The 24,169-nt window shown below is 52.8% G+C and carries 20 protein-coding genes, 1 tRNA gene and 3 pseudogenes; 14 read left to right on the forward strand and 10 right to left on the reverse strand.

What is annotated here, in order from left to right:
* Window positions 1-3 precede the first annotated feature (3 nt).
* The gene (locus tag ACOZIO_RS05415) at window positions 4-1,437 is read right to left on the reverse strand and encodes a PLP-dependent aminotransferase family protein (RefSeq protein ID WP_217137427.1); all 1,434 of its coding nucleotides are present in this window, start codon (window positions 1,435-1,437) and stop codon (window positions 4-6) included.
* 368 nt (window positions 1,438-1,805) lie between these two features.
* Between ACOZIO_RS05415 and spy the strand changes: the two genes are divergently transcribed.
* The 3 genes from spy to ACOZIO_RS05430 all read left to right on the forward strand — a co-directional run bounded on the left by spy (window position 1,806) and on the right by ACOZIO_RS05430 (window position 4,969).
* Complete coding sequence (spy, locus tag ACOZIO_RS05420) at window positions 1,806-2,315, forward strand: ATP-independent periplasmic protein-refolding chaperone Spy (RefSeq protein WP_129952616.1); 510 nt, start codon at window positions 1,806-1,808, stop codon at window positions 2,313-2,315.
* Between the two features lie 289 nt (window positions 2,316-2,604).
* Complete coding sequence (locus ACOZIO_RS05425) at window positions 2,605-4,671, forward strand: carbon starvation CstA family protein (protein WP_129991903.1); 2,067 nt, start codon at window positions 2,605-2,607, stop codon at window positions 4,669-4,671.
* A complete protein-coding gene (locus tag ACOZIO_RS05430) occupies window positions 4,664-4,969 on the forward strand; it encodes a YbdD/YjiX family protein (protein ID WP_129952614.1) in 306 nt (101 codons plus the stop codon). The genes ACOZIO_RS05425 and ACOZIO_RS05430 overlap by 8 nt, the downstream gene beginning before the upstream one ends.
* Before the next feature lie 113 nt (window positions 4,970-5,082).
* On the opposite strand, the gene nac is transcribed toward ACOZIO_RS05430, so the two are convergent.
* From nac to ACOZIO_RS05445, 3 genes and pseudogenes are all read right to left on the reverse strand, one after another.
* Window positions 5,083-6,009 carry a nitrogen assimilation transcriptional regulator NAC gene (gene nac, locus ACOZIO_RS05435; RefSeq protein ID WP_129991904.1) on the reverse strand — a complete coding sequence of 309 codons (927 nt, stop codon included), beginning with the start codon at window positions 6,007-6,009 and terminating at the stop codon, window positions 5,083-5,085.
* Between the two features lie 336 nt (window positions 6,010-6,345).
* Window positions 6,346-6,456, reverse strand: a pseudogene (locus ACOZIO_RS05440) (SDR family oxidoreductase); the annotation flags it as partial.
* Window positions 6,457-6,503: 47 nt separating this feature from the next.
* Window positions 6,504-7,403 carry a GntR family transcriptional regulator gene (locus ACOZIO_RS05445; RefSeq protein WP_129952612.1) on the reverse strand — a complete coding sequence of 300 codons (900 nt, stop codon included), beginning with the start codon at window positions 7,401-7,403 and terminating at the stop codon, window positions 6,504-6,506.
* Window positions 7,404-7,595: 192 nt separating this feature from the next.
* On the opposite strand from ACOZIO_RS05445, the gene ACOZIO_RS05450 reads away from it, so the two are divergent.
* The 7 genes from ACOZIO_RS05450 (at window position 7,596) to ACOZIO_RS05480 (ending at window position 14,420) form a co-directional block, all read left to right on the forward strand.
* A complete protein-coding gene (locus ACOZIO_RS05450) occupies window positions 7,596-8,414 on the forward strand; it encodes an ABC transporter substrate-binding protein (RefSeq protein WP_217219474.1) in 819 nt (272 codons plus the stop codon).
* Between the two features lie 46 nt (window positions 8,415-8,460).
* Window positions 8,461-9,174: an amino acid ABC transporter permease gene (locus tag ACOZIO_RS05455; RefSeq protein ID WP_129952610.1), complete on the forward strand. Its 714-nt coding sequence runs from the start codon at window positions 8,461-8,463 to the stop codon at window positions 9,172-9,174.
* A 10-nt stretch (window positions 9,175-9,184) separates the two neighbouring features.
* On the forward strand, window positions 9,185-9,928 hold the full coding sequence (locus ACOZIO_RS05460) for an amino acid ABC transporter ATP-binding protein (RefSeq protein WP_129952609.1): 744 nt from the start codon (window positions 9,185-9,187) through the stop codon (window positions 9,926-9,928).
* Between the two features lie 84 nt (window positions 9,929-10,012).
* Entirely contained in the window at window positions 10,013-11,176 is a 1,164-nt protein-coding gene (locus tag ACOZIO_RS05465; protein WP_235173920.1) for a M20 family metallopeptidase, read from the forward strand.
* 10 nt (window positions 11,177-11,186) lie between these two features.
* Complete coding sequence (locus ACOZIO_RS05470) at window positions 11,187-12,284, forward strand: mandelate racemase/muconate lactonizing enzyme family protein (protein ID WP_217157159.1); 1,098 nt, start codon at window positions 11,187-11,189, stop codon at window positions 12,282-12,284.
* Window positions 12,281-13,465 carry a M24 family metallopeptidase gene (locus ACOZIO_RS05475; RefSeq protein WP_421595052.1) on the forward strand — a complete coding sequence of 395 codons (1,185 nt, stop codon included), beginning with the start codon at window positions 12,281-12,283 and terminating at the stop codon, window positions 13,463-13,465. The genes ACOZIO_RS05470 and ACOZIO_RS05475 overlap by 4 nt, the downstream gene beginning before the upstream one ends.
* A 34-nt stretch (window positions 13,466-13,499) precedes the next feature.
* Window positions 13,500-14,420, forward strand: a complete 921-nt coding sequence (locus ACOZIO_RS05480) for a dihydrodipicolinate synthase family protein (protein ID WP_129952605.1) — start codon at window positions 13,500-13,502, stop codon at window positions 14,418-14,420.
* A gap of 59 nt (window positions 14,421-14,479) precedes the next feature.
* Here ACOZIO_RS05480 and ACOZIO_RS05485 read toward each other — a convergent pair whose 3' ends face one another.
* A complete protein-coding gene (locus ACOZIO_RS05485) occupies window positions 14,480-15,682 on the reverse strand; it encodes a glutamine amidotransferase-related protein (RefSeq protein ID WP_421595053.1) in 1,203 nt (400 codons plus the stop codon).
* 204 nt (window positions 15,683-15,886) lie between these two features.
* On the opposite strand from ACOZIO_RS05485, the gene ACOZIO_RS05490 reads away from it, so the two are divergent.
* Window positions 15,887-17,095 (forward strand): aminotransferase class I/II-fold pyridoxal phosphate-dependent enzyme, encoded by a 1,209-nt coding sequence (locus ACOZIO_RS05490; RefSeq protein WP_421595054.1) that lies wholly within the window; start codon window positions 15,887-15,889, stop codon window positions 17,093-17,095.
* 151 nt (window positions 17,096-17,246) lie between these two features.
* Window positions 17,247-17,322: transfer RNA gene (locus tag ACOZIO_RS05495), tRNA-Asn, on the forward strand.
* Window positions 17,323-17,565: 243 nt separating this feature from the next.
* Here ACOZIO_RS05495 and ACOZIO_RS05500 read toward each other — a convergent pair.
* Together ACOZIO_RS05500 and ACOZIO_RS05505 are read right to left on the reverse strand one after the other, a co-directional pair.
* The gene (locus ACOZIO_RS05500; RefSeq protein WP_235172998.1) at window positions 17,566-18,174 is read right to left on the reverse strand and encodes a TetR/AcrR family transcriptional regulator; all 609 of its coding nucleotides are present in this window, start codon (window positions 18,172-18,174) and stop codon (window positions 17,566-17,568) included.
* A 142-nt stretch (window positions 18,175-18,316) separates the two neighbouring features.
* Window positions 18,317-19,798, reverse strand: a complete 1,482-nt coding sequence (locus tag ACOZIO_RS05505) for an MFS transporter (RefSeq protein WP_266062035.1) — start codon at window positions 19,796-19,798, stop codon at window positions 18,317-18,319.
* A gap of 68 nt (window positions 19,799-19,866) precedes the next feature.
* Here ACOZIO_RS05505 and ACOZIO_RS05510 point away from each other — a divergent pair.
* Window positions 19,867-20,192, forward strand: a pseudogene (locus ACOZIO_RS05510) (IS3 family transposase); the annotation flags it as partial.
* Window positions 20,193-20,271: 79 nt separating this feature from the next.
* Window positions 20,272-20,807: pseudogene (locus ACOZIO_RS05515) on the forward strand (GNAT family N-acetyltransferase).
* 81 nt (window positions 20,808-20,888) lie between these two features.
* Here ACOZIO_RS05515 and ACOZIO_RS05520 read toward each other — a convergent pair.
* The 3 genes from ACOZIO_RS05520 to ACOZIO_RS05530 form a co-directional block, all read right to left on the reverse strand.
* On the reverse strand, window positions 20,889-21,284 hold the full coding sequence (locus tag ACOZIO_RS05520; RefSeq protein WP_421595192.1) for a VOC family protein: 396 nt from the start codon (window positions 21,282-21,284) through the stop codon (window positions 20,889-20,891).
* 148 nt (window positions 21,285-21,432) lie between these two features.
* A complete protein-coding gene (locus ACOZIO_RS05525) occupies window positions 21,433-22,149 on the reverse strand; it encodes an HNH endonuclease (RefSeq protein ID WP_122096917.1) in 717 nt (238 codons plus the stop codon).
* A 691-nt stretch (window positions 22,150-22,840) separates the two neighbouring features.
* Complete coding sequence (locus ACOZIO_RS05530) at window positions 22,841-24,154, reverse strand: MFS transporter (protein WP_165383714.1); 1,314 nt, start codon at window positions 24,152-24,154, stop codon at window positions 22,841-22,843.
* Between the last annotated feature and the right edge of the window lie 15 nt (window positions 24,155-24,169).

Here is a 24,169-nt window from a genome sequence, read left to right on the forward strand (position 1 = left end):
TTCTCACCTTTTAATTTCATCCGCCACCAGCGCTGCCAGAATGGAGACGGCACGCGCGGTGTGCGGTCCCCATTCGAAAGAGGTATTAATGCGCATACAATGGCTGAAACGCGCGTCGGCGGAGAACATGGTGCCGGGCGCGACGCTGACGCCTTTTGCCAGAGCGCGCTGATAGACCCGTGCCGCGTCAACGTTATCGCCCAAATCCAGCCATAAAAAATACCCGCCGGCGGGTTGCGTCACTGTCACCTGCGCCGGAAACTCAGCCAGGATAGCGTGACGCATCGCCATCTGGCGTTGTTCAAGCACACGGCGCAACCGCCGCAGATGGGTATCGTAGCCGCCCTGCTGCGCACCTTTTTGCATATAATCGGCTAATGCCAGCTGAACCGGCACACTGGCCGATAATGTACTCATCAGTTGCAGGCGTTGAATACGTTCGGCATAAGCCCCCGCCGCCACCCAGCCTACGCGAAAGCCCGGCGCGAGAGATTTCGAAAAAGACGAACAATGCAGAATTTCGCTGCGGTATGACGAGGCTTTCAGCGGCACCGTCCGTTCACTGTCAAAGTACAGTTCGCTGTAGACATCGTCCTCTATCAGCGCCACTTTATGCGCCTGAAGAATACTCACCAGCCGTGTTTTTCTCTCCGGCGGCAAACTGCATCCGAGCGGGTTCTGAAAGCTGGACATCAGCCAGCAGGCTTTGATGGGATAAATTTCCAGCGCCTGTTCCAGTGCCTCGGGATCCATGCCGCTACGCACGTCAGTCGGAATGGCGACGGCTTTTAATTTACGCCGCTCAATCGCCTGCAATACCCCGTAAAAAGCCGGCGATTCGATAGCCACCCAATCCCCCGGCTCGGTCACAACCTGCAAACTTAACCCGAGCGACTCCATCGCACCTGACGTAATGACAATTTCATCGGGTGCCACTTCAATACCGTTTTGCGCATACCGCTGCGCAATGCTGCGACGCAGTTCTTCATTACCCGGCGGCAGATTTGCAGTGGCGCTGTGTGGCGACATCCGGCGGACGGCGCTCGCCAGGGAGCGAGCCAGACGTGGTTGCGGGAAAAGTGTCGGATCAGGAAACGCGGAACCAAGCGGCACCACGGCGGGATCTTGCCCGGCTTTAAGAATATCGAAAATAGCGTCATTGACGTCCACCTGCTCTGCGGCATGTAAACGCCCGTCGGGAGAAGGACGCACCGGTCTCTGACCCCCCGCCGCCACGAAATAGCCGGACTGCGGACGTGCGACAATCACACCCTGACTTTCCAGCAGCTGATAGGCCTGCAGCACAGTCATCAGACTCAGGCCAGACTGTTTACAGGTATCACGCAATGAAGGCAGCCGTTCGCCCGGTAACCAGACCTGCGTATCAATTTGTCTGCGCAAGGTACGCGCCAGCGTTTCATAACGGGATTGAGTCATTATCCATCAGCACTGTTATAGAAAGTGTTAATCAAAAGATAACTATTATACCTGATTTTGCGCTTTCCCTCTGACGTAAACTGCTCATCAACAGCGACGAACATTTAACAGAGAGTTATGGCGGCGAAACATTCACCATGATAATGTGTGAATTCACCGCATTACTCAGATTTATCTGAGCTTCCTTTCACACCTGTTCGCGCAACCTTACGCTTTCTAAACACTTTCTCCACGATCGCTGGAAAAGTAACACTCCGCCTTTCACTCTTTTACATCCACACCGCATTACTATTCATTGGATTGAGTAGACTTGTTTTCGTCGAAACAAAACGGGCGAATTGCCTGAATCTCCAATGAGGAATTTAATTATGCGTAAACTTACCGCAATGATTGTGGCTTCAACTCTGGCTCTGAGCTCCGCTTCTTTCGCATTTGCTGCTGAAACCACCGCGACACCGGCCACTGACGCCACGACCGCCACGCAAGGCAAAATGCTGCATCATAAAGGACCGCAGCATATGAATCCGTTTGCGGGCCTGAACCTGACTGAACAGCAGAAAACACAGATGAAAGAAATCATGAAAGACAGCGGGGCGCGCCCTGACCGTGCAGCCATGAAAGCCCAGATGGATCAGATGCACAACCTGGTGGCGACCGACAGCTTCGATGAAGCTAAGGTAAAAGCGCAAATTGATACCATCACTAAAGCGCAGTCTGACCGCATGCTTGACCGTGCCCGTGCTGAGAACAAAATGTATAACCTGCTGACACCAGAGCAGAAAAAACAGTTCAATGAAAACTATCAGCAACGCGCCGCCAAAATGGAGCACATGCGTGACCACAAACCAGGCCAGGAAAAGTCAGCAACCGCTGAATAATCCTTAACCTGACAGAATAACCGGCCCATCGTGGCCGGTTTTTTTTTGCTTTTTTACTTCCCCGCCACAACTTTGCTGTTATCCGCCCCGTCTGGTTTGCGCAAAGCGTCAGCCGCATCACATTTTCATCTTTAACTTCATACTTTTCTGTTTAAAAACATTATTTTTGAACAATAATTTAACAAGGTCGCAACCAAATATAACCAGGCGACCCCTACCTCTGCACATCACACTCTCGACATAAAAAGTGGCGGGCTCTCACCGGACCCCTCATAAGGAGTTGTACATCATGAAAAGCGTCAAGTCCGGGATAACCTGGCTGGTGGTGGCGTTAATCGGGGCTTTTGCCTTTGGGATGCTGGCCCTCAGCCGTGGCGAACATGTTAATGCTCTCTGGCTGGTGGTCGCCGCTATTGCCTGTTACAGCATTGCTTACCGCTTCTACAGCCTGTTTATCGCTGAAAAAGTTTTTGAACTCAACGACAAACGCATGACTCCGGCCGAGCGTCACAATGACGGACTGGATTACGTACCGACCAATAAATGGGTCTTGTTCGGCCACCATTTCGCGGCCATCGCCGGAGCCGGTCCGCTGGTAGGCCCGATCCTCGCCGCACAAATGGGTTTTCTGCCGGGCACGATCTGGATCCTGGTCGGCGTGATGCTGGCCGGTGCGGTACAAGACTTCCTGATACTGTTCATTTCTACCCGCCGCGATGGCCGCTCTCTGGGGGAAATGGCCAAACAGGAACTGGGGAACTTCGCGGGCGTTATTACTATGCTCGGCGCGCTGGGCGTGATGATCATCATCCTTTCCGCGCTGGCGTTAGTGGTGGTCAAAGCACTGGCCGACAGTCCGTGGGGGCTGTTCACCATTGCCGCAACCATTCCGATTGCCCTGTTCATGGGCATCTACATGCGTTTTCTGCGTCCGGGAAAAATCGCTGAAGTGTCGGTGATTGGTTTTGTGCTGATGATGCTCGCCATCATTTACGGCGGCAATGTTGCCGAAGACCCGTTCTGGGGACCGTTCTTTACCCTGCACGGCACCACCCTGACCTGGGTGCTGGTGATCTATGGATTTATCGCCTCGGTATTGCCGGTCTGGCTGCTGCTGGCACCGCGCGATTACCTCTCCACATTCCTGAAAATCGGGGTTATTGCCGGGCTGGCCGTAGGCATTGTTTTTGCCATGCCGGAGATGAAAATGCCTGCAGTATCGCGCTTTATCGACGGCAGCGGTCCGGTGTTTTCCGGCAGCCTGTTCCCGTTCCTGTTTATCACTATCGCCTGCGGTTCGATTTCAGGTTTCCATGCGCTGGTCTCCAGCGGCACCACACCGAAACTGATTGAGCGCGAAAGTCATATCCGCTTTATCGGCTACGGTGCGATGCTGATGGAATCCTTCGTGGCGATCATGGCGCTGATTTGTGCATCCGTTATCGACCCGGGTGTGTATTTTGCCATGAACTCTCCGGCGGCCCTGATCGGGACCACGGTAGAAAGCGCCTCGCAGGTGATTAACGGCTGGGGCTTTGTGATCACGCCGGAAATTCTGACGCAAATCGCCAGAGATGTCGGCGAGCAGTCAATCCTTTCCCGCGCAGGTGGCGCGCCTACCTTCGCCGTCGGGATGGCTCACATCATCACCGATGTGTTCAACAGTCGTGCGATGATGGCCTTCTGGTATCACTTCGCTATCCTGTTCGAAGCCTTATTTATTCTTACCGCCGTGGATGCCGGTACCCGCGCCTGCCGCTTTATGGTGCAGGATCTGGTGGGTGTCGCGGTGCCTTCTTTAGCCAATAACCGCTCGTGGATTGGTACTTTCGCCGGAACTACCGTCGCGGTTGCAGGCTGGGGCTTCTTCGTTTATCAGGGCGTCGTCGACCCGCTAGGCGGCATTAATACCTTGTGGCCATTGTTTGGTATCGGCAACCAGATGCTGGCTTCGATGGCGTTGATTCTGGGCACGGTGGTGTTGTTTAAAATGAAGAAGCAGCGCTATGCATGGGTCACCATTTTGCCCACTATCTGGCTGTTTATCACCTCGATGACCGCAGGCTGGCAGAAGATTTTCCACGAAAAACCATCGATTGGTTTCCTGGCGCAGGCGAAGAAATTCGGTGCCGGTATCGACAGCGGCGAAATCATTAAACCCGCCAAAACGCTGGCGGACATGCACACCATCGTACTGAACAATCAGATCAATGCCCTTCTGTGTGGATTCTTCATGCTGGTAGCGGTCACCATGTTGATTTCAGCCTGCTTCGTGATCCGCCGTGCGCTGCAATCAGACACGCCGACAGTGCATGAAACCGCTGTTGTACAACGTCGTGAGGCCCGCCATGTCTGATTCAAGAGCATTATTCAAAACACCGCGGCCTGCGGTGTTACAGGTTATCCGCTGTCAGCCGTTATTCACGGTGCAGCCAAAACCACACAATGTGGCCGGCTGGCTGAGGCTGGCGATAAAACGTACCGCACAGAGTTTTCGCCTGATGGTCGGCGTGCAGGATTATCAGAATTATGTCCGCCACATGGCCGTCAGACATCCGGAAATGACACCGATGACTGAACGTGAATTCCACCGGCGATGTCTGGAGGCGCGGTTCCCGAGCGAAGGGGGGAAGATGGGTAAATGCCCGTGCTGATAGTGAGTTGAACGCCTCAGCTTAAATGGCGATTTTCTTTCTCAGGAGCAGACGTCCGGATGTGGTTTTCTGGCTTTACGCCTCCCCTTTTCAGGGGAGGTCGTCGTAAACTATCAGCTCGCCACTAACATCGGTTCCATCACCGGCGCGGTCTGCTCAAAGACCAGAGACAACAGGATTTTTTTCACCGCCATGGCTTCCTGCGATAATGCCAGCGTTTCACAAACGCAGAGCGACAGCGGAACCTGAATTGCCGGGCCGCTGATACATGACATCCAGGCTTTGGCCGGGCCGGTCATGGCACGGGCCGCAGATTCAGGCAAAATAGTGGCACCCAGCCCGCTGGCAACGGCGGCGGTCAGTGTGGCTGAAGATTCAATTTCACCAATGATATTGGCACTTAAACGGCGTACCGCCATCGCATCATCCACCAGACGGCGGGTAATATTATGTGAGCGCGGCATAAACAGGTTTAGCTTTGCCACATCACTCAGTTCGACATATTTCCCCGGATTCGGCACGGAGTGTGCCCCGACGAGATACAAATCTTCTTTCATCAGTGGCTGACTGCTCAGCCCGGAAGCGATGCCGGAACCGTAAAAAACCGCCATATCCATACGCCCGTTAATCACCAGATCCCCCAGGGCAGTGCCGAAATTCTCGTTGAGATACAACAGAATCCCCGGATGTTGTTTGCGAACTGCCTGCAACAGCGGCAGCGCCAGCCCGGAGGCAGCAGTGCCCGGCGCAAGACCGACGGAAACCTGTCCGCTAAGCGATTGTCCGGCGTTGTTTACGGCACTGTGGATTTGATCACACTGACGCAAAATGGCCTGCGCATGCGAATAAAGAATATTACCGGCTTCGGTGGGAGTGACGCCGCGCTTAGTGCGAATCAGCAATTGTTGCTGCAATTCCCCTTCCAGCGTCGCCAGTTGCTGGCTTAATGCCGGTTGGGCGATGTGCAGAACATCAGCAGCCTGCGTCAGGCTGCCAATATCGACGATTTTCACAAAGTACTTCAGACGTCTGAGATTCATCTCTGTCTCCATCTTACGCGAAAGGGATAACCCTGGGCGGTCGTTGTTGATGTGAATAATAAGTGTGACTAATAAAAGCAAGATTTACGCCAATCTCCGGCACGTGAATTAAAAATCCCCATTACTGGTGCTAATCCACGAAAATATAAGAGAAAACTATTACACGGGAAAAATAGGCGACAGAGGGCGGGGATAAAACGGAGGATCATGACATACGGCTGCAAAAGAGACCTGCACCAATATCATGCAGACTTATAGGTTATCTTTAAAAATTAGCAGGTTTAATAACAGCGATGCCACGAAACAGATTCGCAGCATCACTTCCTGACGTAGTGTTTATATTGACGGGATCATGCCGCCATCGACGCGGATCACCGAACCGGTCATATATGACGTCTGCTGACTGGCAAGAAACGCCGCCACAGCGCCATGCGGCCCTGGATACCCAAGTCCATCACTTTTTCCTCTTGTTTATGTAAGACAAAAACAGCGGATCACCCCACTTTACCGACTTTGTTAAGCACCATCTGATAAGCCGATTGCAGGTGGCTGCGCATCATGTCCGCCGCCGCTTCCATCCGCCCTTCCAGCACGGCGTCGATGATCGCGACATGCTCCTCGCACCATTCGCGCACACGCTGTTTATTGGTGTAGCTGCCGAACTCCAGCAGGCGGCGCAGCCGGTTTTGCTGCTGAATTGCCTGTAAAACAAAAATATTGCCGCTGAACTCCGCCAGCATTTCATGGAAGGTGGCGTCCGTTTCGAAAATCTGACGGCCATCAACGGCCAGAATATCCGGATGAGTAATCAGATAAATATGCTGCATCCGCAAGCGGCGCAGCGCGCTTTTATCGGCGTGATAACCTGCCGCCATTAGCGCGCCTGGCTCAATCATCAGACGGAATCCGTAGCCGTTACTCAGCGCTACATCGGTATTCAGGGTCGGTAAGAATGACCAGCCATGCCCCTTGTTGCGGGCGATCAACCCGTCTTCCGCCAGACGCAGCAACGTGCGCGCCAGCACACCACGATCAACGTCATAGCGCTGGGCGATTTCCGTCTGCGTCAGGGAATCCGGCAACTTTCCGGCGATACGGTCTTTGACCAGTTGCTCGTATAAATCCTGATCATTACTGGCAGGGATATCAATGCTGATGCGCTGAAGTTCGTCGAAGGCTTTCAGCAGGAAAAAACCCTGATTGCGTCGCGCTTCGATAATTCCTAACTCACACAGTAATTTCAGGGCAGTACGCACCGGCGTACGTGAAACACCGAGCATATCAGCCAGTTGTTGCTCCCTGAGATGATGACCTGGCTCAAATTTTGCTTCACGTATCAGGTCAAGGATTTGGTTTGCCAGACGCCTTCCGCTGGCTGTCGTAGATTGGGTCATGGAATAGCAACACCTGAAAGTATTTGTTGTTTAGGTTTGTACAATATCACAAGCCTTGAGGATGGTGAAGTCTGGTTATAAATCCCCCAAATCGTGCAATTAATGCACCAAAAAAGAGCCTTGACTCACAAATTTAATTGTATTTAATGAGACACAAAGAGCAATCCTGCTCATGGGAAACTGGAGTCTGTCATGTCAAAAAAAGCTTTTTTGCGTCGATATGCCGCCGTCTCTCTGGCCGCTATTTGCCTGAGTGCTCCGTTGTTCAGCCAGGCTGCTGCGCCGGCGCTGGTCAGTAAAGGTCATCTGACGTATGGCACCGCCGCCACGTTCATGCCGTTTGAATTTACGAAAGACGGCAAGCTGAGCGGTTTTGATATCGATCTCATTACCGCCCTGTCGGAAAAACTGGCGCTGACACCGGAACCGATGTCGATGGAGTTCAAAGGACTGATCCCCGCGTTGCAGGGTAAACGTCTCGATATCATCAACTCAGCGATGTACATCAACCCGACCCGTTCTGAGCAGGTGGATTTTGTGCCGTACCTGAAAATCGGCAGCCGCGTCATTGTGGCGAAAGGCAATCCGGAAAAAATCACCGGTCGTGATTTGTCCCTGTGCGGCAAAAACATCGCCGTGACGCTGGGCGGCATTGAAGAAAGTCAGGCGCGTGCAGACAACCAGAAATGTCTGGATGCTAAAAAACCAGCGCTGACCGTGCTGACCTTCCCGGCTGCCACGGATTCTGCCGTCGCAGTGGCACAAAAACGTGCTGATGCAGAATTCCTGTCAACGCCGGGTGCTGTGGCACTGCTGAGCGAAAAAGGCGATACCTTCGAAGCCGTCGGTGCTGAGTTTGAAGCAGACACGCACATCGGTTTTGCCGTGCGTAAAGGCGATACCGAAATGAAATCGCTGCTGGAAAAAGGCCTTCAGGACGTGGTGAAAGACGGAACTTATCAAAAAATCATCAGCAAATGGCAGTTCCCGGCTTCGGTGTCCATTTTCTGAAACCGTAATGTTAAGTAAAGCGTTGCCCTGACATTGAGGAAAGTTCATGTCACTTGATCTTGTTTGGCAATACCTGTTCTCACCGGCGTTCTTTCAGGGCGCATTAATGACCTTGTTATTAACGGTGTGCTCGCTGTTCTTTGGCATTATTGCGGGGCTGGTGCTGGCCCTGCTGCAGGAATCCCGCTTCAGGGCGGGATCCGTTCTGGCCTTCTTCTATCTCTGGTTGTTTCGCGGCACACCGGTGCTGTTCCAGATTATTTTCGTTTACAACGTTCTGCCAACCTTCGGCCTGCGCTTCTCCGCTTTCACCTGTGCGGTGATGGCGCTGTCCTTAAATGAAGGGGCGTATATGGCGGAGATTTTACGCTCCGGCTTACAGGCCGTGCGCAGCGGGCAGCGAACGGCGGGGATGGCGCTCGGCATGACTCAGGGCCAGATCATGCGCAAGATTGTGTTGCCACAGGCCGCGCGCATCGTGCTGCCGCCGATGGGCAATCAGATGATCAGCATGCTGAAGTCGAGCGCACTGGTGTCGGTGATTGCCGTACAGGAACTGCTGCTCATCGCCAATCAGACCGCCAGCGCCAGCTTCCGATATTTCGAAGCACTCTGCGCCGCAGGTATTTACTACCTGGTGCTGACTTCCGTTTTCATGGTCGGACAGGCCTGGCTGGAGCGTTCGCTTGATCCGAAAAAACGCAAAAAACCCGCGCTGTCACTGACTGAACGCCTGCTGCGCAGCAGCACGCCAAACTGAGGAGAAGTCCGTGAGTCAATCCAAACCGGTTCTGGAAATCATCGGCGTCGATAAACATTTTGGCGCACAACACGTTCTTAAAAACTGTTCCCTGAATGTGGTTCAGGGCGAAACCGTGGTGCTGATTGGTCCGTCAGGTTCAGGCAAATCTACCCTGCTGCGCTGCATCAATTTACTGGAGCCGATCCAGGGGGGTTCGATTTTCTTTCGCAATCAGGACATCACCCACGCCAGTATCGAGCCGCATAAATTACGCCGTGACATCGGTATGGTGTTCCAGAACTACGAACTGTTTTCCCATCTGACGGCGGCCGAAAACATCATGCTCGCGCCGATGACCGTGCTGGGCGTCAGCCGCAGTGAAGCCGGGGCACAGGCCCTGGAACTGCTCGGCAAAGTACGAATTCCTGATAAAGCCGATTCGTTCCCTGATGAACTTTCCGGCGGCCAGCAGCAACGTGTTGCCATTGCCCGTGCACTGGCGATGAAACCCAAACTGATGCTGTTTGATGAACCCACCTCTGCGCTTGACCCGGAAATGATCCGCGAAGTGCTCGACGTGATGGCCGATCTCAGCGCCGAAGGCATGACCAGCATTGTGGTCACGCATGAAATGGGCTTCGCGAAACGTGCAGCCAATCACATCGTCTTTATGGAAAACGGCGAAATCATCGAAAACGCGACCGGCGAAAAATTCTTCGGCGGCGATGTCAGCCTGCGGGCACAACGTTTCTTAGATCAAATCTTGCATTGATCCTTTTCAGCACCCCCAAAACATCTATTGCGCCCTCACCAGGGACCTGACTTTTGCCACAAAACTGTTTTTCAGGAGACACCGATGAGTCTTTCATCGCCCGATATCAGCAGAATGAAACGCGATCTTGCCGCACTGGTGGCGATCAATACCGAAAACCCGCCGGGACGTGAACGCGAGGCAGCAGAGCTTATCAGCGCCATGCTGAGCGACATCGGCTTCGACATGACGCTCAGCGAGTACGCACCGGGACGCACCAACGTGATCGGCAGGCTGGCAAACGGCAGCGGCCCGTGCTTTGCCTTTAACACCCACATCGACGTCGTACCGGCCGGTGAAGGCTGGCATCAGGATCCGTTTACCCTCACCGAACGCGACGGGCGGTTGTATGGCCGCGGAGCCTGCGACGCTAAAGGCCCGCTGATCGCCATGATCGAAGCCATGCGATGGCTCGCGGCCAACCGCAATGACTGGAGCGGCACACTGATGGCGATTTTTGTCGCCGACGAAGAAGTCGCCAGCGAAGGCGCGAAGTTTTATGTGCGTGAAGCTCCGGCGCATATCGATTACGTGGTGATCGGCGAACCGACCTCCAACACCACATACTCGGCGCACAAAGGTAGTTTACGTCCGCTGGTTCGCGTTCATGGCGTCACCGCGCATTCCGGCACACCGGAGCTGGGGGAGAACGCTATTTTCCGTACCGCGCAACTGCTCGGTCTGGTGGAAGAAACGCATGAACATACCGTGCGTTGTCGCTGCCATCCGCTGGTCGGTAACGCCAGCCTGACGGTCACGCGCATTAGCGGCGGACATGCCGATAACGTGCTCCCGGGCGCCTGCGAATTATTGCTCGACCGACGGATGGTGCCGGGCGAAGACGAGAACGCCGTGAAACAGGAAATTCAGGATTTACTGCAACTGGCGCAGGAAAAATTCGGTGTGCGCAGCGAAATACTCACCTACAAACCGACCACCGGCGGTGCGACCGAAACCGATTCTGACGATCCGATTGTGCGGGCGGGCGTTGAAGCCTGTGCCGCGCAGGGCAATCCTGAACCCGGCCCGTTCGGTTTTCAGGGGGGATGCGATCTGGTGCATTTTCGCAGTCTGGGTACTAAAGGCATCATCATCGGCCCCGGTTCGCTGGCCGTCGCGCATAAACCTGATGAATTTATCCCCATCGATGAATTCGTGGCAGGCAGCAAAATTTACTGCGATGTCGCCTTAAAAATGCTCAAACGCTGAGGGGAAAACAGTGAAAGCGACCTTATATCGCGCCGACCTGCGGTATCCGCATCTGCAACTTTATACCGCCTCGTCGGGCCGTGTGCCGGGGCTGGACACCTTGTATCTGCTGCTTGAAGACAAAAACTTCAACGGGCTGGGCGAAGTGCGCATCAACATGGCTTATCTCAATGGTTATAGCGCCGAACGGGTGTTGAGTGATGCGATCCGTGCGTTGCAGCAACTGGATCTCAGTCAGCCTGCCAGCACAATTTTACTCAATCTGCCGCAACGGCTGACGGACTTTCTGGCACCGACACGCATGTTGCTGGATATCGCGCTGCATGATCTGATCGCGCGTCAGGAAGGCATCAGCGTGGCGCAACTGGCCGGCGCAGATAATAGCGAAACAGTGAGTTATCACACCAACCAGACGCTGTTCTGGACGCCGATGGCGCAGATGCTGCAACAGGCGACGGCGTATGTGGATCGCGGTTTTACACAGCTTAAACTGCGCGTCGGCGTGGCTTCGTTCGAAGAAGATGAAGCACGGCTCAGTGCGCTGCGCCGACGTTTCGGGCACGAAATCAGTTTGTCCGCAGATGCCAACGGCCAATGGCAGCCGGAAGCGGCCCGCAGCCATTTAATCTCGCTGGCGAAGTTTGAAATGAGTTATCTCGAACAGCCGGTTTCTGACGCGAATGCGCACTATTATCCGGCGCTGGCCGAAGCCAGCCTGGTGCCACTGATGCTCGATGAAAGCATGAGCAGCGAGGCAGATTTAGAACGCATTTTGCGGCTGAACGGTAAGATTATGGCACATCTCAAACTGGTCAAAATGGGTGGCATTGCGCCGACAATGGCTGCCGCACGACGTCTTACGGCAGCGGGCGTGCCATTCATGATTGGTCAGATGAACGAAGGCGGTGCCGCTACCGCCGCCGCACTGCACGTCGCCCGAGCCTGCCAGCCTGCTTATGCCGAACTTTACGGTGCCGACGGACTGGGCAACGACCCGGTTCACGGCCTTTCCTATCATCAGGGATTACTCAGCAGCCCGCCGGGCGCGGGGCTGGGTATCCACTTCACCCCTTCCCGTACAGAATTCATTCAGGAGTTTGAACAATGACAGCAACATCATTACCCGATACGGGCCGCATCGTGCCAGGCGCAGAATCTGCGTTTCACGAAGAAGAATATCGGCAGCGCATGGCGAAGGCGCGTCAGTTACTGCTGAAAGCCGGTCTGGACGTGATGGTGATCACCGGGCCGGAAAACATCTTTTACCTGACAGGCCAGCAAACACCGGGCTATTACACTTTCCAGACGCTGGTACTGCCGGTGGAAGGCGAACCGGTTTTCGTTATCCGCCAGCTGGAGTATTTCAACTTCATCTCCAACACCTTTATCCGCGATGCGGCGATTTATACCGATGGCGATAATCCGGTGAATTTCCTGCTCGATGTGCTGAAAGCGCGTGGCTGGATGAAGAGCCGGATCGGTATCGATAAACGCGGCTGGTTCCTGCCGATCGCAATATACGAAGCCTTACAGGCTGCAATCGGCACGATCCACGATGCGGCTGGTGTTATCGAACAACTGCGTGCCGTGAAATCAGCCGCAGAACTGGAAAAAATGGCGCACGCCGCCCGTTACGTTGACGCCGGCATGCTGGCAGGCCGTGCGGCGATTGCCGCAGGTGCGACAGAAAACGATCTGGTTTCCGCCATGATGGGCGCGGCGATTGCCGCCGGTTCCGAATATATGGGCATGGAACCGCTGGTCTCCAGTGGCCCGCGCACCGGTGTGCCGCACGGTACATGGCGTCGTCGTAAAATCGTCGAGGGTGACCCGATTTTCCTTGAAATGGCTGCCGCTCACGACCGTTATCACGCGGCCCTGATGCGCTCCGCCTGGCTCGGCAAACCGCCAGCCGTGGCGCTGGAAATGGAAAAAGTGTGTCAGGAAGCGTTGCAGGCTGCACTCGATGCCATCCGCCCGGGCGCGACATGCGAAGCACCGCATCTGGCCTGTCAGGCCGTTATCGACCGCGCTGGCTACACAGATAACTTCAAAAAACGCACCGGTTATTCGATTGGTATTTCGTTCGCACCGGACTGGGGCGAAGGCGCGATCCTCAGCCTTTACAGCGGCATCACCACCGAATTACAGCCAGGCATGACCTTCCACATTCCACCCGCATTGCGCATTTACGGCGAATTCACCGTTGGCGTTAGCGAAACCATTGTTGTGACTGAAACCGGCTATCGCGCCCTCGGCACAGTGGATCGTCCGCTGACCTTACTTTGATTTTGCTTTTAACCAGATGATGGGAATTGAATAAATGAAAGACATCAGTGAAAGTCAGGCGCGCCTGAAAGGTATTTTTAATATTACCGTGACGCCTTTTACGGCAGGCGGTGAGTTTGATTTCGCCGGGTTATCCCGCAACATTGAGCGGGTAATCGGCCTCGGTTATGACGGCATTTTGATTGGCGGCACGTACGGGGAATTCCCGGCGATGACCGCAGACGAACGCGCCACGCTATTCCGCCATGTGATGGAAGTGGTGGGTGACCGCGTGCCGGTGATGTTGTGCAGCGCAGGTTCAGATGCCCGCGTCGTGCGCGATTTAACACAACTGGCAGGCAATCTGGGTGGCCTGCCGATGGTCACGCCGCCGTTTGTTTCTGAAGTGACTGACGCGCAAATTATCAGCTTCTTTAAACAGATGGCACCGTTATCACGCACCGGAATTCTGGTGTATAACGCGCCGGGCATCGGCATTACGTTGCCGCCGGTAGTGCTGGAGCAACTGGCAGACATCAACGGCGTGGTGGGTATCAAACAAGGTGACCTGAACCCGACGGCTATCGATCAGATTGCCAGCCGTCTTGGCGGGCGTCTGCGCCTGTTCTGCGCCTCCGATCTGGCATTTTTAGGGCCGATGATGTGTGGTTTTGACGGCATCAGCACCACAAACAGCGGCGCACTGCCGGAAATTATTCTGGCAACCTATCGTGCGCTGGAAAGCGGCGATGCCAGCACAGCCCGCGAACTGCACCGTCTGTGGTATCCGTACCGGGCGCTGGCCCGCCGTTTCGGTCAGCCTCAACTGGTGAAAGCGGCCATGAATCTGCGCGGTTTTGATGGCCACCATGTCCGCGCCCCGCTGAGTGATCTGCAAGCTGATGTGATCGGGCTGGTGGAGCAGGAACTGCGCCGTCTGGCCGCCGATCCGCGTTCCGGCGTCACACTGAAGTAGTCCACTTTAAGCAAAAATCCCCGTCTTTGAAGGCGGGGATTATTCATGGTGCCGTTAATTTATCCGTGCTGTGCTGACGCCGCTTGCAGAAAAGCTATCAGCAACGGGTGAGGTTTCACGGGCAGTGATGACAACTCCGGGTGGCCCTGTACGCCGAGGTAAAACGGATGGCGTGTGAATTCGATTCCGTCAGCAATCTTGCCGGTGGCATCGGTCCCGCTGATCAGTAATCCGTGATTTTCCAGATCCGGTTTCAGTTCAGGTGCAAGGTGAAAACGGTGGTTGTAGCGTACGATAAATTCATCGCCAAGAATATCATGCAACCGGCTGCCGGGGCGGGAATGCATCCGATGATCCCCGAGGCGGTGCACCGGAAATGCTGGCATATCCGTCAGCGGCACAAAAGTTTTAATATCAGCATCAGGATCCGCTTCCGCCAGACTGGCTTTCGCAGAACCCATCATGTTCTGCACGATGGCCGTCGTCATGGTTTGCATGCCCAGGCACAGCCCGAGAACAGGAATATTGCGATTGAGGGCATAATGCGCGGCACAAATCTGTCCGGCCACATTACACATCGCGGAGCCGCCCGGCAGTAAAATGCCATCGACGTTTTCCATCACCTCATGCAGATGAGCTTCCAGCACCTGGGGCGCGGCATATACAATATCAAGCGACACAGATAAAGCATCCGCGGCATCACCCAGCGCAGCGAGCGTGGCCGGATAGGTCGTGCACTGCTCGGACTGCACGCCGACCAGCGCGATACGCAGCGAAGTGGTGGTTTGTGACGGCGTATCGTGGTTTATCCAGCGCCCATAACGATCACGCCACCAGTATCCGGCGGCTTCATCCGTCAGTCCGTGCCGTCTGAACACATACCCCTGATTTTCGCGCTCAACCGTAATCAATTCATAGTCAAACGCGTTTTCGCGAACCTGCCGTGCCATTTGAGTGAACTGAATGATCTGCGTTGGCCCGAGGGGGATCACCATATCCCCGGTGCCATACGTCTTCAGCAATTCCTCCAGCTTCATCACCTTACCGGCACTTTGCAAAATCAGCCGTTCTGCCCAAAGCAACCCGCTGGTGACCAGTTGCCCTTCACCCACGACGTGCTGACAGGCATCAGGATAGTGTGCGGTATCCCAGCTCACCGGCAGATGTGCCAGCGGTAAATCTTTTTGTGCCGCCAGTATTGCCGCCATCGCGCCGTACAGCGATGGCTCAGGTGTGTCATGTGCAACAAAAATAAAAGCCATAAGACAACCTTGAAATATAAATGAAAAGTTCAGACAGCCCGCAGGCTCATCGCCAGCAATACCCCGCAGCCCTGCCGTTTTCGTCAGTAAAATACAGCTCAGTACGCAGAAATCATGAGCAAAGCAAAAAGAAGAATGGTAAGTTTAAATTGGTTTTAATGATTCACATAATACAATTTTGTTATTGTTCATACAGGGGAAACAATGTCTGCTGAATTTCTTGCACCTCGTTTGCGTCGTGTGCGCCCTTCGCCGACAGCGGTGATTTCCGACCAGGTTCGTGCGCTCAGCGCGGCGGGTACTGATGTCATCAACCTGGGCGAAGGTGAGCTGGATTTCGATACTCCCGCACATATTAAGCAAGCTGGCATCGACGCGATTGTACAAGGTGACACAAAATACACTGCCGTTGCCGGTACCGCCGCGCTTAAACAAGCCATCATGGCTAAGTTTAAGCGTGAAAATAGGATCAGTTACCGCCCGGACGAAGTCATCGCGGGAAGTGGCGCCAAGCAACTCATTTTTAACGCACTTTTGGCCACCGTTTCGTCTGGCGATCAGGTGATTATTCCTGCCCCTTACTGGGTGTCTTATCCGGATATGGTGGCACTGTCGGAAGGTGAACTGCGGATTGTTCATTGTCTGGAAAGTGATGGCTGGAAATTGCAGCCGGAAGTTTTAGCCGCCGCAATCACCCCGAAAACACGTTGGGTAATCCTCAACTCCCCGAACAATCCGACCGGTGCAGTCTATTCAGCTGCCGAACTCCACGCACTGGCCGCCGTTCTGCTGGAGCACCCGCAGGTGCTGGTGATGGCAGACGACATCTACGAACAAATTTGTTTTGTGCCCGGTATTTTCGCCACACTCGCCGAAGTCGAGCCTCGTCTGAAAGAACGTATCCTGACCGTAAACGGTGTTTCTAAAGGTTATTCAATGACCGGCTGGCGTTTGGGTTATGCAGGCGGCCCCGCGTGGCTGATTTCTGCCATGCAAATTTTGCAGTCGCAAAGCACTTCCAACCCCAGCTCCATTTCTCAGGCCGCGACTGTTGCCGCTCTGGAACAGGGCAATGAATTCATCACAGAATGGATCGACATCCTGACGCACCGCCGCGCCTTGATCATGAACTGCGTGAATGCCATTGACGGCCTCAGTGCCGAAGCGCCGCCGGGCGCATTTTACGTTTTCGCTAATTGTCAGGGGATGTCAGGTAAAACGACACCTTCAGGTGATATTCTCAAGACAGATGAAGATTTTGCCGCTTATTTGCTGCAATCAGGCCACGTTGCCACGCTTCAGGGTTCTGCTTTTGGAGCGCCGGGTTATCTGCGTATTGCTTATGCCATTGATGACAACCGGTTGCAGGAAGCCTGCGAGCGGATCACCCGCGCTTGTCGCGCATTGCGTTAAGACCGAAAAATACCTGACTCAATATGAAAGCGGGCCTTTTTGACTCTATTCTCAACAAGTTGGCTAAAGTACCAGCAAACGCACGCATTTATACAGTTTCCCCTTTGACATGCCACGGGGCAGTCGTTATTATTCGCCCCGTTCCAACGATTCCTCTGTAGTTCAGTCGGTAGAACGGCGGACTGTTAATCCGTATGTCACTGGTTCGAGTCCAGTCAGAGGAGCCAAATTTAGAGAAGCCCGCTTAAGGAAACTTAAGCGGGCTTTTTGCTTTTCATGCCCGGTGCCCAGGTCTGTGTGACTTTGATGCAATCAGTGAATGTCAAAAGTCTTCCCGATGCATTTACAGTTTTCCCTCCGCTCCGGGAAAATTTGGTGGTCAGACTATAACCGCCACCATTGATTATCGTTGGTGATCAAAAAAATGGGATGGCCTACCGCCATCCCATCTGCATCGTCTCTTTCATTGATTATGGATGTACCGGACTAATCAAACGCAGGAATTCCTCTGTCAACTGGTGAGAAAGTTTGTTTTTTTCGTCTTGATCGCTTGCCATTGCATCATCCACTGCCCCATGCATCCCATGGTACATGATGATGGCCGTCAAACGTGGATTAGCAAGCTTCCAGGCACCACAGGCGCTGCCATCATTAAGGATGGTTAAAATTTGTTCGACAACTGCGTCGCGATCCTTATTACTACGAGTAGGGTAATGATGATCGTGATACAAGGCGTCATGAACGTCCATCCCGTCAAAATAGGCAGCAATCCCTGCATCGCACCAGGCTCGCAACCGTGCGATGCTGTCATTAGAAGGGCAATTGTCGACAGCTTGTTGAATTCGCTCGATAAAAATTTGGGTAAAACGTTCTCTTAGTGCGGAGAGCATCTCGTTTTTTGAGGGGAAATAATGATAGAAGGTGCCCTTTGCTACCTGGGCATCGCGTACGATTTCGCTAACGGTGGTGGATTCTATCCCCTTCGTGATGAACAAATGCTGCGCGGCATCCATCAGTTCATCAAGACGTACTTCCGCGGGTTTAGTTCGCGGCACTGAGCTGGTTTTCTTAGTTTTCATGGCAACAATTTTATCATCTAAAACTTAACTTCTATCATAGACAATATTGACCCTATTGCCGAGTCGTTGGAGCCTGTCTGAGTGCGCATTATGCAATAAAGTCTAAAGATTCCGTAAGCAATCACTAACCTGCAGGATAACCTCACCCCAGCTTTTTTATTGGCTTCATGCGCATCAATAATGCCATGGCGGCTAAACAGACGCCTCCGGCGCACAGCATGGCTAAATGAAAGCCGCTCGCCATTGCTGAAGTATACCGAAAGCTAAAATCAGCGAGGGTCGTAGAGGGGATATGTCTCGTCACCGCCAGATGGGCAATATGTCCCGCGTCGTCAATACCATTGGTACTAAGGGACGCTGTAAGAGTGCTTATGGCGCGCCCGGTCATTAGCGTACCAAGTAAAGCGATACCTACCGTCATCCCGGCCTGACGTAGCGCATTCATCATGGCGGAAACTGAACCGGCTTGCTCTGTGGGAGCCATGCCCATCACCAGCATGCCGATGCCGGGCACGGCCAACCCAGCCCCCGCGCCCAGTAGGGTAAATAACGTCCCAACTATCCAGTAAGAGGTCTCAGCATCTATTTGCACCATCGCTACCATCGACAGGCCTGCCAGACCATAACCGATGACCAGTAATTCGCGCATCGGCAGTTTTAGACTGATGCGACCAAACAACAGCGATACCAGACCCGTGACGGCGAATAACGGTAACATACGCCAGCCTGCTTCAACCGGCGCCCAGCCCTGGATTTGTTGCAGAAAAATAGAGAAGAAGAATAGGCAGCTATAGTATGAAAAACCAAGGATAAATGACGCTAGGTTAACGATGACAAACGCCTTTTCTCGCAGCAATACCAGCGGTAGCAATGGACGCGGTGTTCGCATCTCGACCATAGCAAACAGAATAAAACCCGCCACAGCAAACGCGAGGATAATCAGTGGCAATCTGTCGCTAAAACCGTAATTACCTGCCTCAATCATCCCCCAGGCTAACGCTCCTAAAGACAAAATCCCCAGCATCTGGCCCAGCTTATCCATCGCCGCATGCTCAGGATATTTACGTTCAGTTATCCCCCAGAGCCCTGCCGCTATTGCCACCAGACATAGTGGAGTATTGACCAAAAAAATACTTTGCCATCCCAGCCACTGTAGCAGTATGCCTCCGAGCAACGGTCCGAGGATCAGTGCCAAGGCGCTAAAAGCAGACCATCCCCCGATCGCATGTGCCCGCTGTCTTGCGTCGGTAAAAGCGTGCGACAAGATTGGCATAGCTCCGGAAATCAATAACGCTGCACCTATCCCCTGGACTGCCCGCCCCGCGAGTAGCATGCCAATATTGGGTGCGAGTCCACACAAAACAGAGCCACAGGTAAACAGTATTACGCCGCTCACCCAAACACGCTTATGGCCATAGCGATCTGCCAACGGACCTGCAGACAGCATAAAAGCAGAAAGGCAAACGGCATAGGCATTAATCACCCACTGCAGACCTGCAATGTCAGTATGCAGCGCACTCTGCATCGTAGGTAGAGCAACATTAACAATACTAATATCTAGCGAGGCAAGGAAAGTACCAATGTAAGCAGCAGCAAGCGCGGCGTGACGGCGACTTAAACGCATTCCAGATCCTTAAATAGTGGAGTGATTTTGTTCAAGTCTAATCCATTGACCGACCGACGGTCAATGGATTAGACGAACTGGAAGACGAAAACCGTCGCCTCAAAAAAATGTATGCTGAAGAACGCCTCAAAGCCGAAATTATTCAGGAGGCCATGGCAAAAAAGTGGTGACGCCATCGCGTCGAAAGCAGATGGCACAGGACGCGGTCAGAAACCGAAACGTCAGTGTGCGTTTTGCCTGCCAGTTGTTTGTTGTCAGTGAAAGCTGTTATCGCTATCAGCCTCATCTGAATGAGGAAAATGACCTCATTGCTGAGTGGCTGCTCCGCATCACTGACAGCCAGCGCAGTTGGGGATTTGGCCTGTGTTTTTTATACCTGCGTAATGTCAAAGGCTTACCGCGAACCTGCTTTTTCCTAACTATAAAAACAGATATATAACTAACCTAATGAACACATTATTTAGGAAATTATTTTGCAACTACAACTCACCAGACTGCATCTTCGCCCCGTAACTACATCTGACTTGGATGACCTTTTCAGAATTTATGGCGACCCGGCTACGAACACCTTTAACCCCGCAGGGCCATATCCTGACATGCAACATGCACAAACTGTTTTAGCTCGCTGGATCAACCACTGGGAAACTCACAGTTTTGGAAACTGGGCAATCTCTTTGCAGGATAGTCCTGAAAGGATCATTGTTTTGGAGGTCTGAGCATCAGCAGTTATGCAGATATCGTAATTAATAACTTAGGATATCGTTTCGCCACAGAGGCATGGGGAAAAGGTCTGGCGACAGAGTTTTCGAAATACTCCGTCAGATATGGATTTGGTGAGTTAAAGCTGACTGAGATATCTGCCGTAGTTAGAGGAAATCACATGGCATCGCAGAAAGTTCTTCAAAAAGCCGGGTTGCAATACGTAAAAGAGATCCATGATGTGAAAGACGCTCCGCCTAGCCTGCTTTTTTCTCTTACACAGAGTGAATGGCTCAGACAATCAATGTAAGCGTATTTACTCTAAATATTTACTCTAAGTCATGGATAGCTAAACTGAAGCTAAAGAAGCGCCCTAAGGCGCTTTGGAAAATTAGTTGTTCTGGTACAAGTCCCAGCGATTTCCAAAGAGATCCTCAAATACAACCACTGTCCCGTACTCTTCCTCACGTGGTTCCTCGCAAAATTGAACGCCTGCAGTCTTCATAGCGTCATAATCGCGCCAAAAATCGTCGGTCTGAAGGAAAAGGAACACCCGGCCGCCACACTGATTACCGATAAAGGTTTCCTGCCTATCGTTTGAGGCTCGGGCCAGAAGAAGATTACAGTCACTTTCCGGGTTAGGAGTCACAACCACCCAGCGCTTGCCAGGTTGAGGCGTGTCTTCAACAAGCGTAAACCCGAGCTTACTTGTGTAATATTCAATCGCTCGGTCATAATCGTCGACGACGATAGCCACATATCCCATGCATCTTTTCTGCGTTCTCAAAATCACCTCCACCCGTTTTGGGATCTGCCCTTCACTCGAAATCACCATATCATTCGCTATGAATGTCCGCTCCGGCACACAGCAGACAAACACGTGACGCTGAAGGTCTGCTGAGAGCGAGGAGCAGACGTTGAGGGCTATAAGAAGACTACTTAATGTTAGCCGGCTTCAACACAAGCGCGCCGTAGTGTGCTTCGCGGTGACAGTTCGGACAGAGTGCAATAGCATTTTCAACAGAGTCCTCTCCACCGTTAGCAAGCCACTCCACATGATGCACTTCAAGATACGGTCTACCATCTTCCCGCTTGAATGGTGCATCACGTAGGCAGCTTTGACACTTACCTCCAGCTAAGGCTAATACCTCTGCTACAACGAGGGGATTACGCTTGAAGGTATAGCTCTTTATAATGACCCTTTCTGGCGTGGTGTTGGCTGTAGCCAGCTTCTCTCTACGTTGTTCTGAGGTAAGTTGAGACGCTGTTTCTATGGCCTTTTCAAACTCACTTTTAACCGGACGTGTTAGCCATTTGCCGTCTGAAGCTTCATAGATTTCAAACACACCATGAAGTGCGGAATCATAGACCTCGAAAACGTTTCCGCGCTTGAAAAGTCGATCATATTCATGGTGGCGATGGGTGGCATCATCTGTTCGTCTGGCAGTCCTGTTAAAACTCCAGTGACCACGATTGCAGTTAACTGCGTTAACTATCAGATTCAAATAAGTATTGTCTTTGTAATGTGGAAATCTTTTCTTTAAAATTGCATCGACCTGGGCAGCCGTAGCCTTTCCAGCAAACTCGTTTTCAACTATCTCAGCGGTTGTTGTACGGATTGGTTTATCACCATAAACATACTTACGAGCCATTTCTTTATTCCTTGAAAAGTTCTGGCAGGTGTTGCTGAAGCATAGGCGCAGTGAACATCTTGACCTGCTCCCAGCAAACTAACATAGCATGATGTAAGCAAGTTCCGCTTGTGGCACACAGCGGGCTGTCATGTCTGCTTGAGGGGTTTGAGTTCCAATGGAGCGAAAACCTACGCTAACTCATCATACTGGGCCAGACTTTATTATCAGGGACTGCGAGAAAAAGGAAAATCTCACCAGTCTGCAATCCGGGCTCTGGCATTCAAATGGATAAGGATCATTTAGAGAAGCCCGCTTAAGGAAACTTAAGCGGGCTTTTTGATTTTCATAAAACTGAACAAACCTTTGTATAATTTAAATTCAACGAGTTAGCGTGAAAAGTCTTCCCGATGCATTTTCATTCCCCCTCCGCATCGGTATTGTCTAATGCCGGTGACCTTCACATTTCCCATCAGAATATTGAAATACTCGGTTTCAGCCCCCGCGTCTAATATGCGATACATTTTAATTTCAGCAGATTTAAGGGTGAGTTCGCACGCTGTTTATTGTTTGGCAATCGCGCCATGCCGCGATTACGTCAGACGTCCCCCCGCTCAGATTGGTATGTCCACTTCTGAACGGAGAAATGTCAGAAAACAGCACTCATTAAACACCCCGATAGCAAGGCGTTTAATGCAGCTTACGGTTGTCATTATCTCGACATTGTCACCAGAATCGGCTTTTTCACGAACAGTCCGTAGCTAAGCGCACCCAACATCAGTAAACCGGCACCGAGGAAGAAGACGTTGGTGAACTGTCCGGTTGCATCAAGGATAATTCCGGTGACGATCGGCGCACAGGCTGCCCCCAGGAAGCCACCAAAGTTCTGAATTGCCCCCATCGATGCCACCTGCTCTTTCGGCGCAATGTCTGAAGCCAGCGTCCAGATCACACCCTGCGGCAGCTGCGAGAAGAAGTAGCCAATCGACAACAGTGCGATACTCAATGTTGTGCTGTGCACGAACGGTATTGGCGCAACAAAGCAGGCCGCCAGCGCAGCACCGGCAACAATCGGCACCTTACGCGCGGTAATGGTTTTCACACCGCGACGGATAAGACGGTCAGAAATGGCCCCGCCACACAGCACGCCCAAAATCCCCGCCAGGAACGGAATGGCCGCCAGCCAGCCGGTTTGTTTCAGGCTAAAGCCCAGCGATTTCTCCAGATAACCCGGCAGCCAGGTCAGGTAAACCCAGATGGTAAACATGATAGAAAAGTTACCGATCACCATAAACCAGGTGGTTTTATGTCTGAACAGCGCCCCCCAGCTCGCCTTGTTATTGCCGTTAACGTCGGTCACCGACTTCTGCACCCACTGAGAATTGGCGTGGATCACCTTTTCTTCGCGCTCGGTCGGATTGCGGTAAAATTTCAGCCAGACCAGCAGCAGCGGAATCCCCGCCAGGCCAATGGCAATAAACATGCCGCGCCAGCCGAGCGTTAACAGCAGCACGGTCAGGATTGGCGGCGCAATGGCATTGGCAATCTGCGAGCCGGTATTGATGATGGAGGTCGGCAGCGCGCGCTCTTTGTCAGAGAACCAGCGGTGAGTGATCTTGATGCCGGAGGTAAAGAACGGTGATTCGGATATGCCCAGCAGCATGCGCAGGGCATAGAACATGGAATAACCATTAACGAAACCTGCCATCACCGTGAAGGTGGACCACAGGCCCACGCCCCATGAGAACATTTTTTTAGGCCCAAAACGGTCAACCAGCCAGCCCGCCGGCAGGTTTGCCAGCGCGTAAGGCCACAGGAATGCCGACAGCAGCAGACCCATTTCCGTCTGGCTGAAACCAAACTCTTTAGCAATAGTCGTATTGGCGATACTTAAATTGGCACGGTCGAGATAATTAATCACTGCCGCCATTAACAAAATAAAAATAATGCCCCAGCGCAAGCGTGAAACAACAGGAGCGGCCGTTTTAACCAGAGGTGCATCGAGAGAAGAGGTAGCATCTTTCATAATTTAAATCATCCA

Source organism: Rahnella sp. PD4 (assembly GCF_049199325.1).
Taxonomy (GTDB): domain Bacteria; phylum Pseudomonadota; class Gammaproteobacteria; order Enterobacterales; family Enterobacteriaceae; genus Rahnella; species Rahnella perminowiae.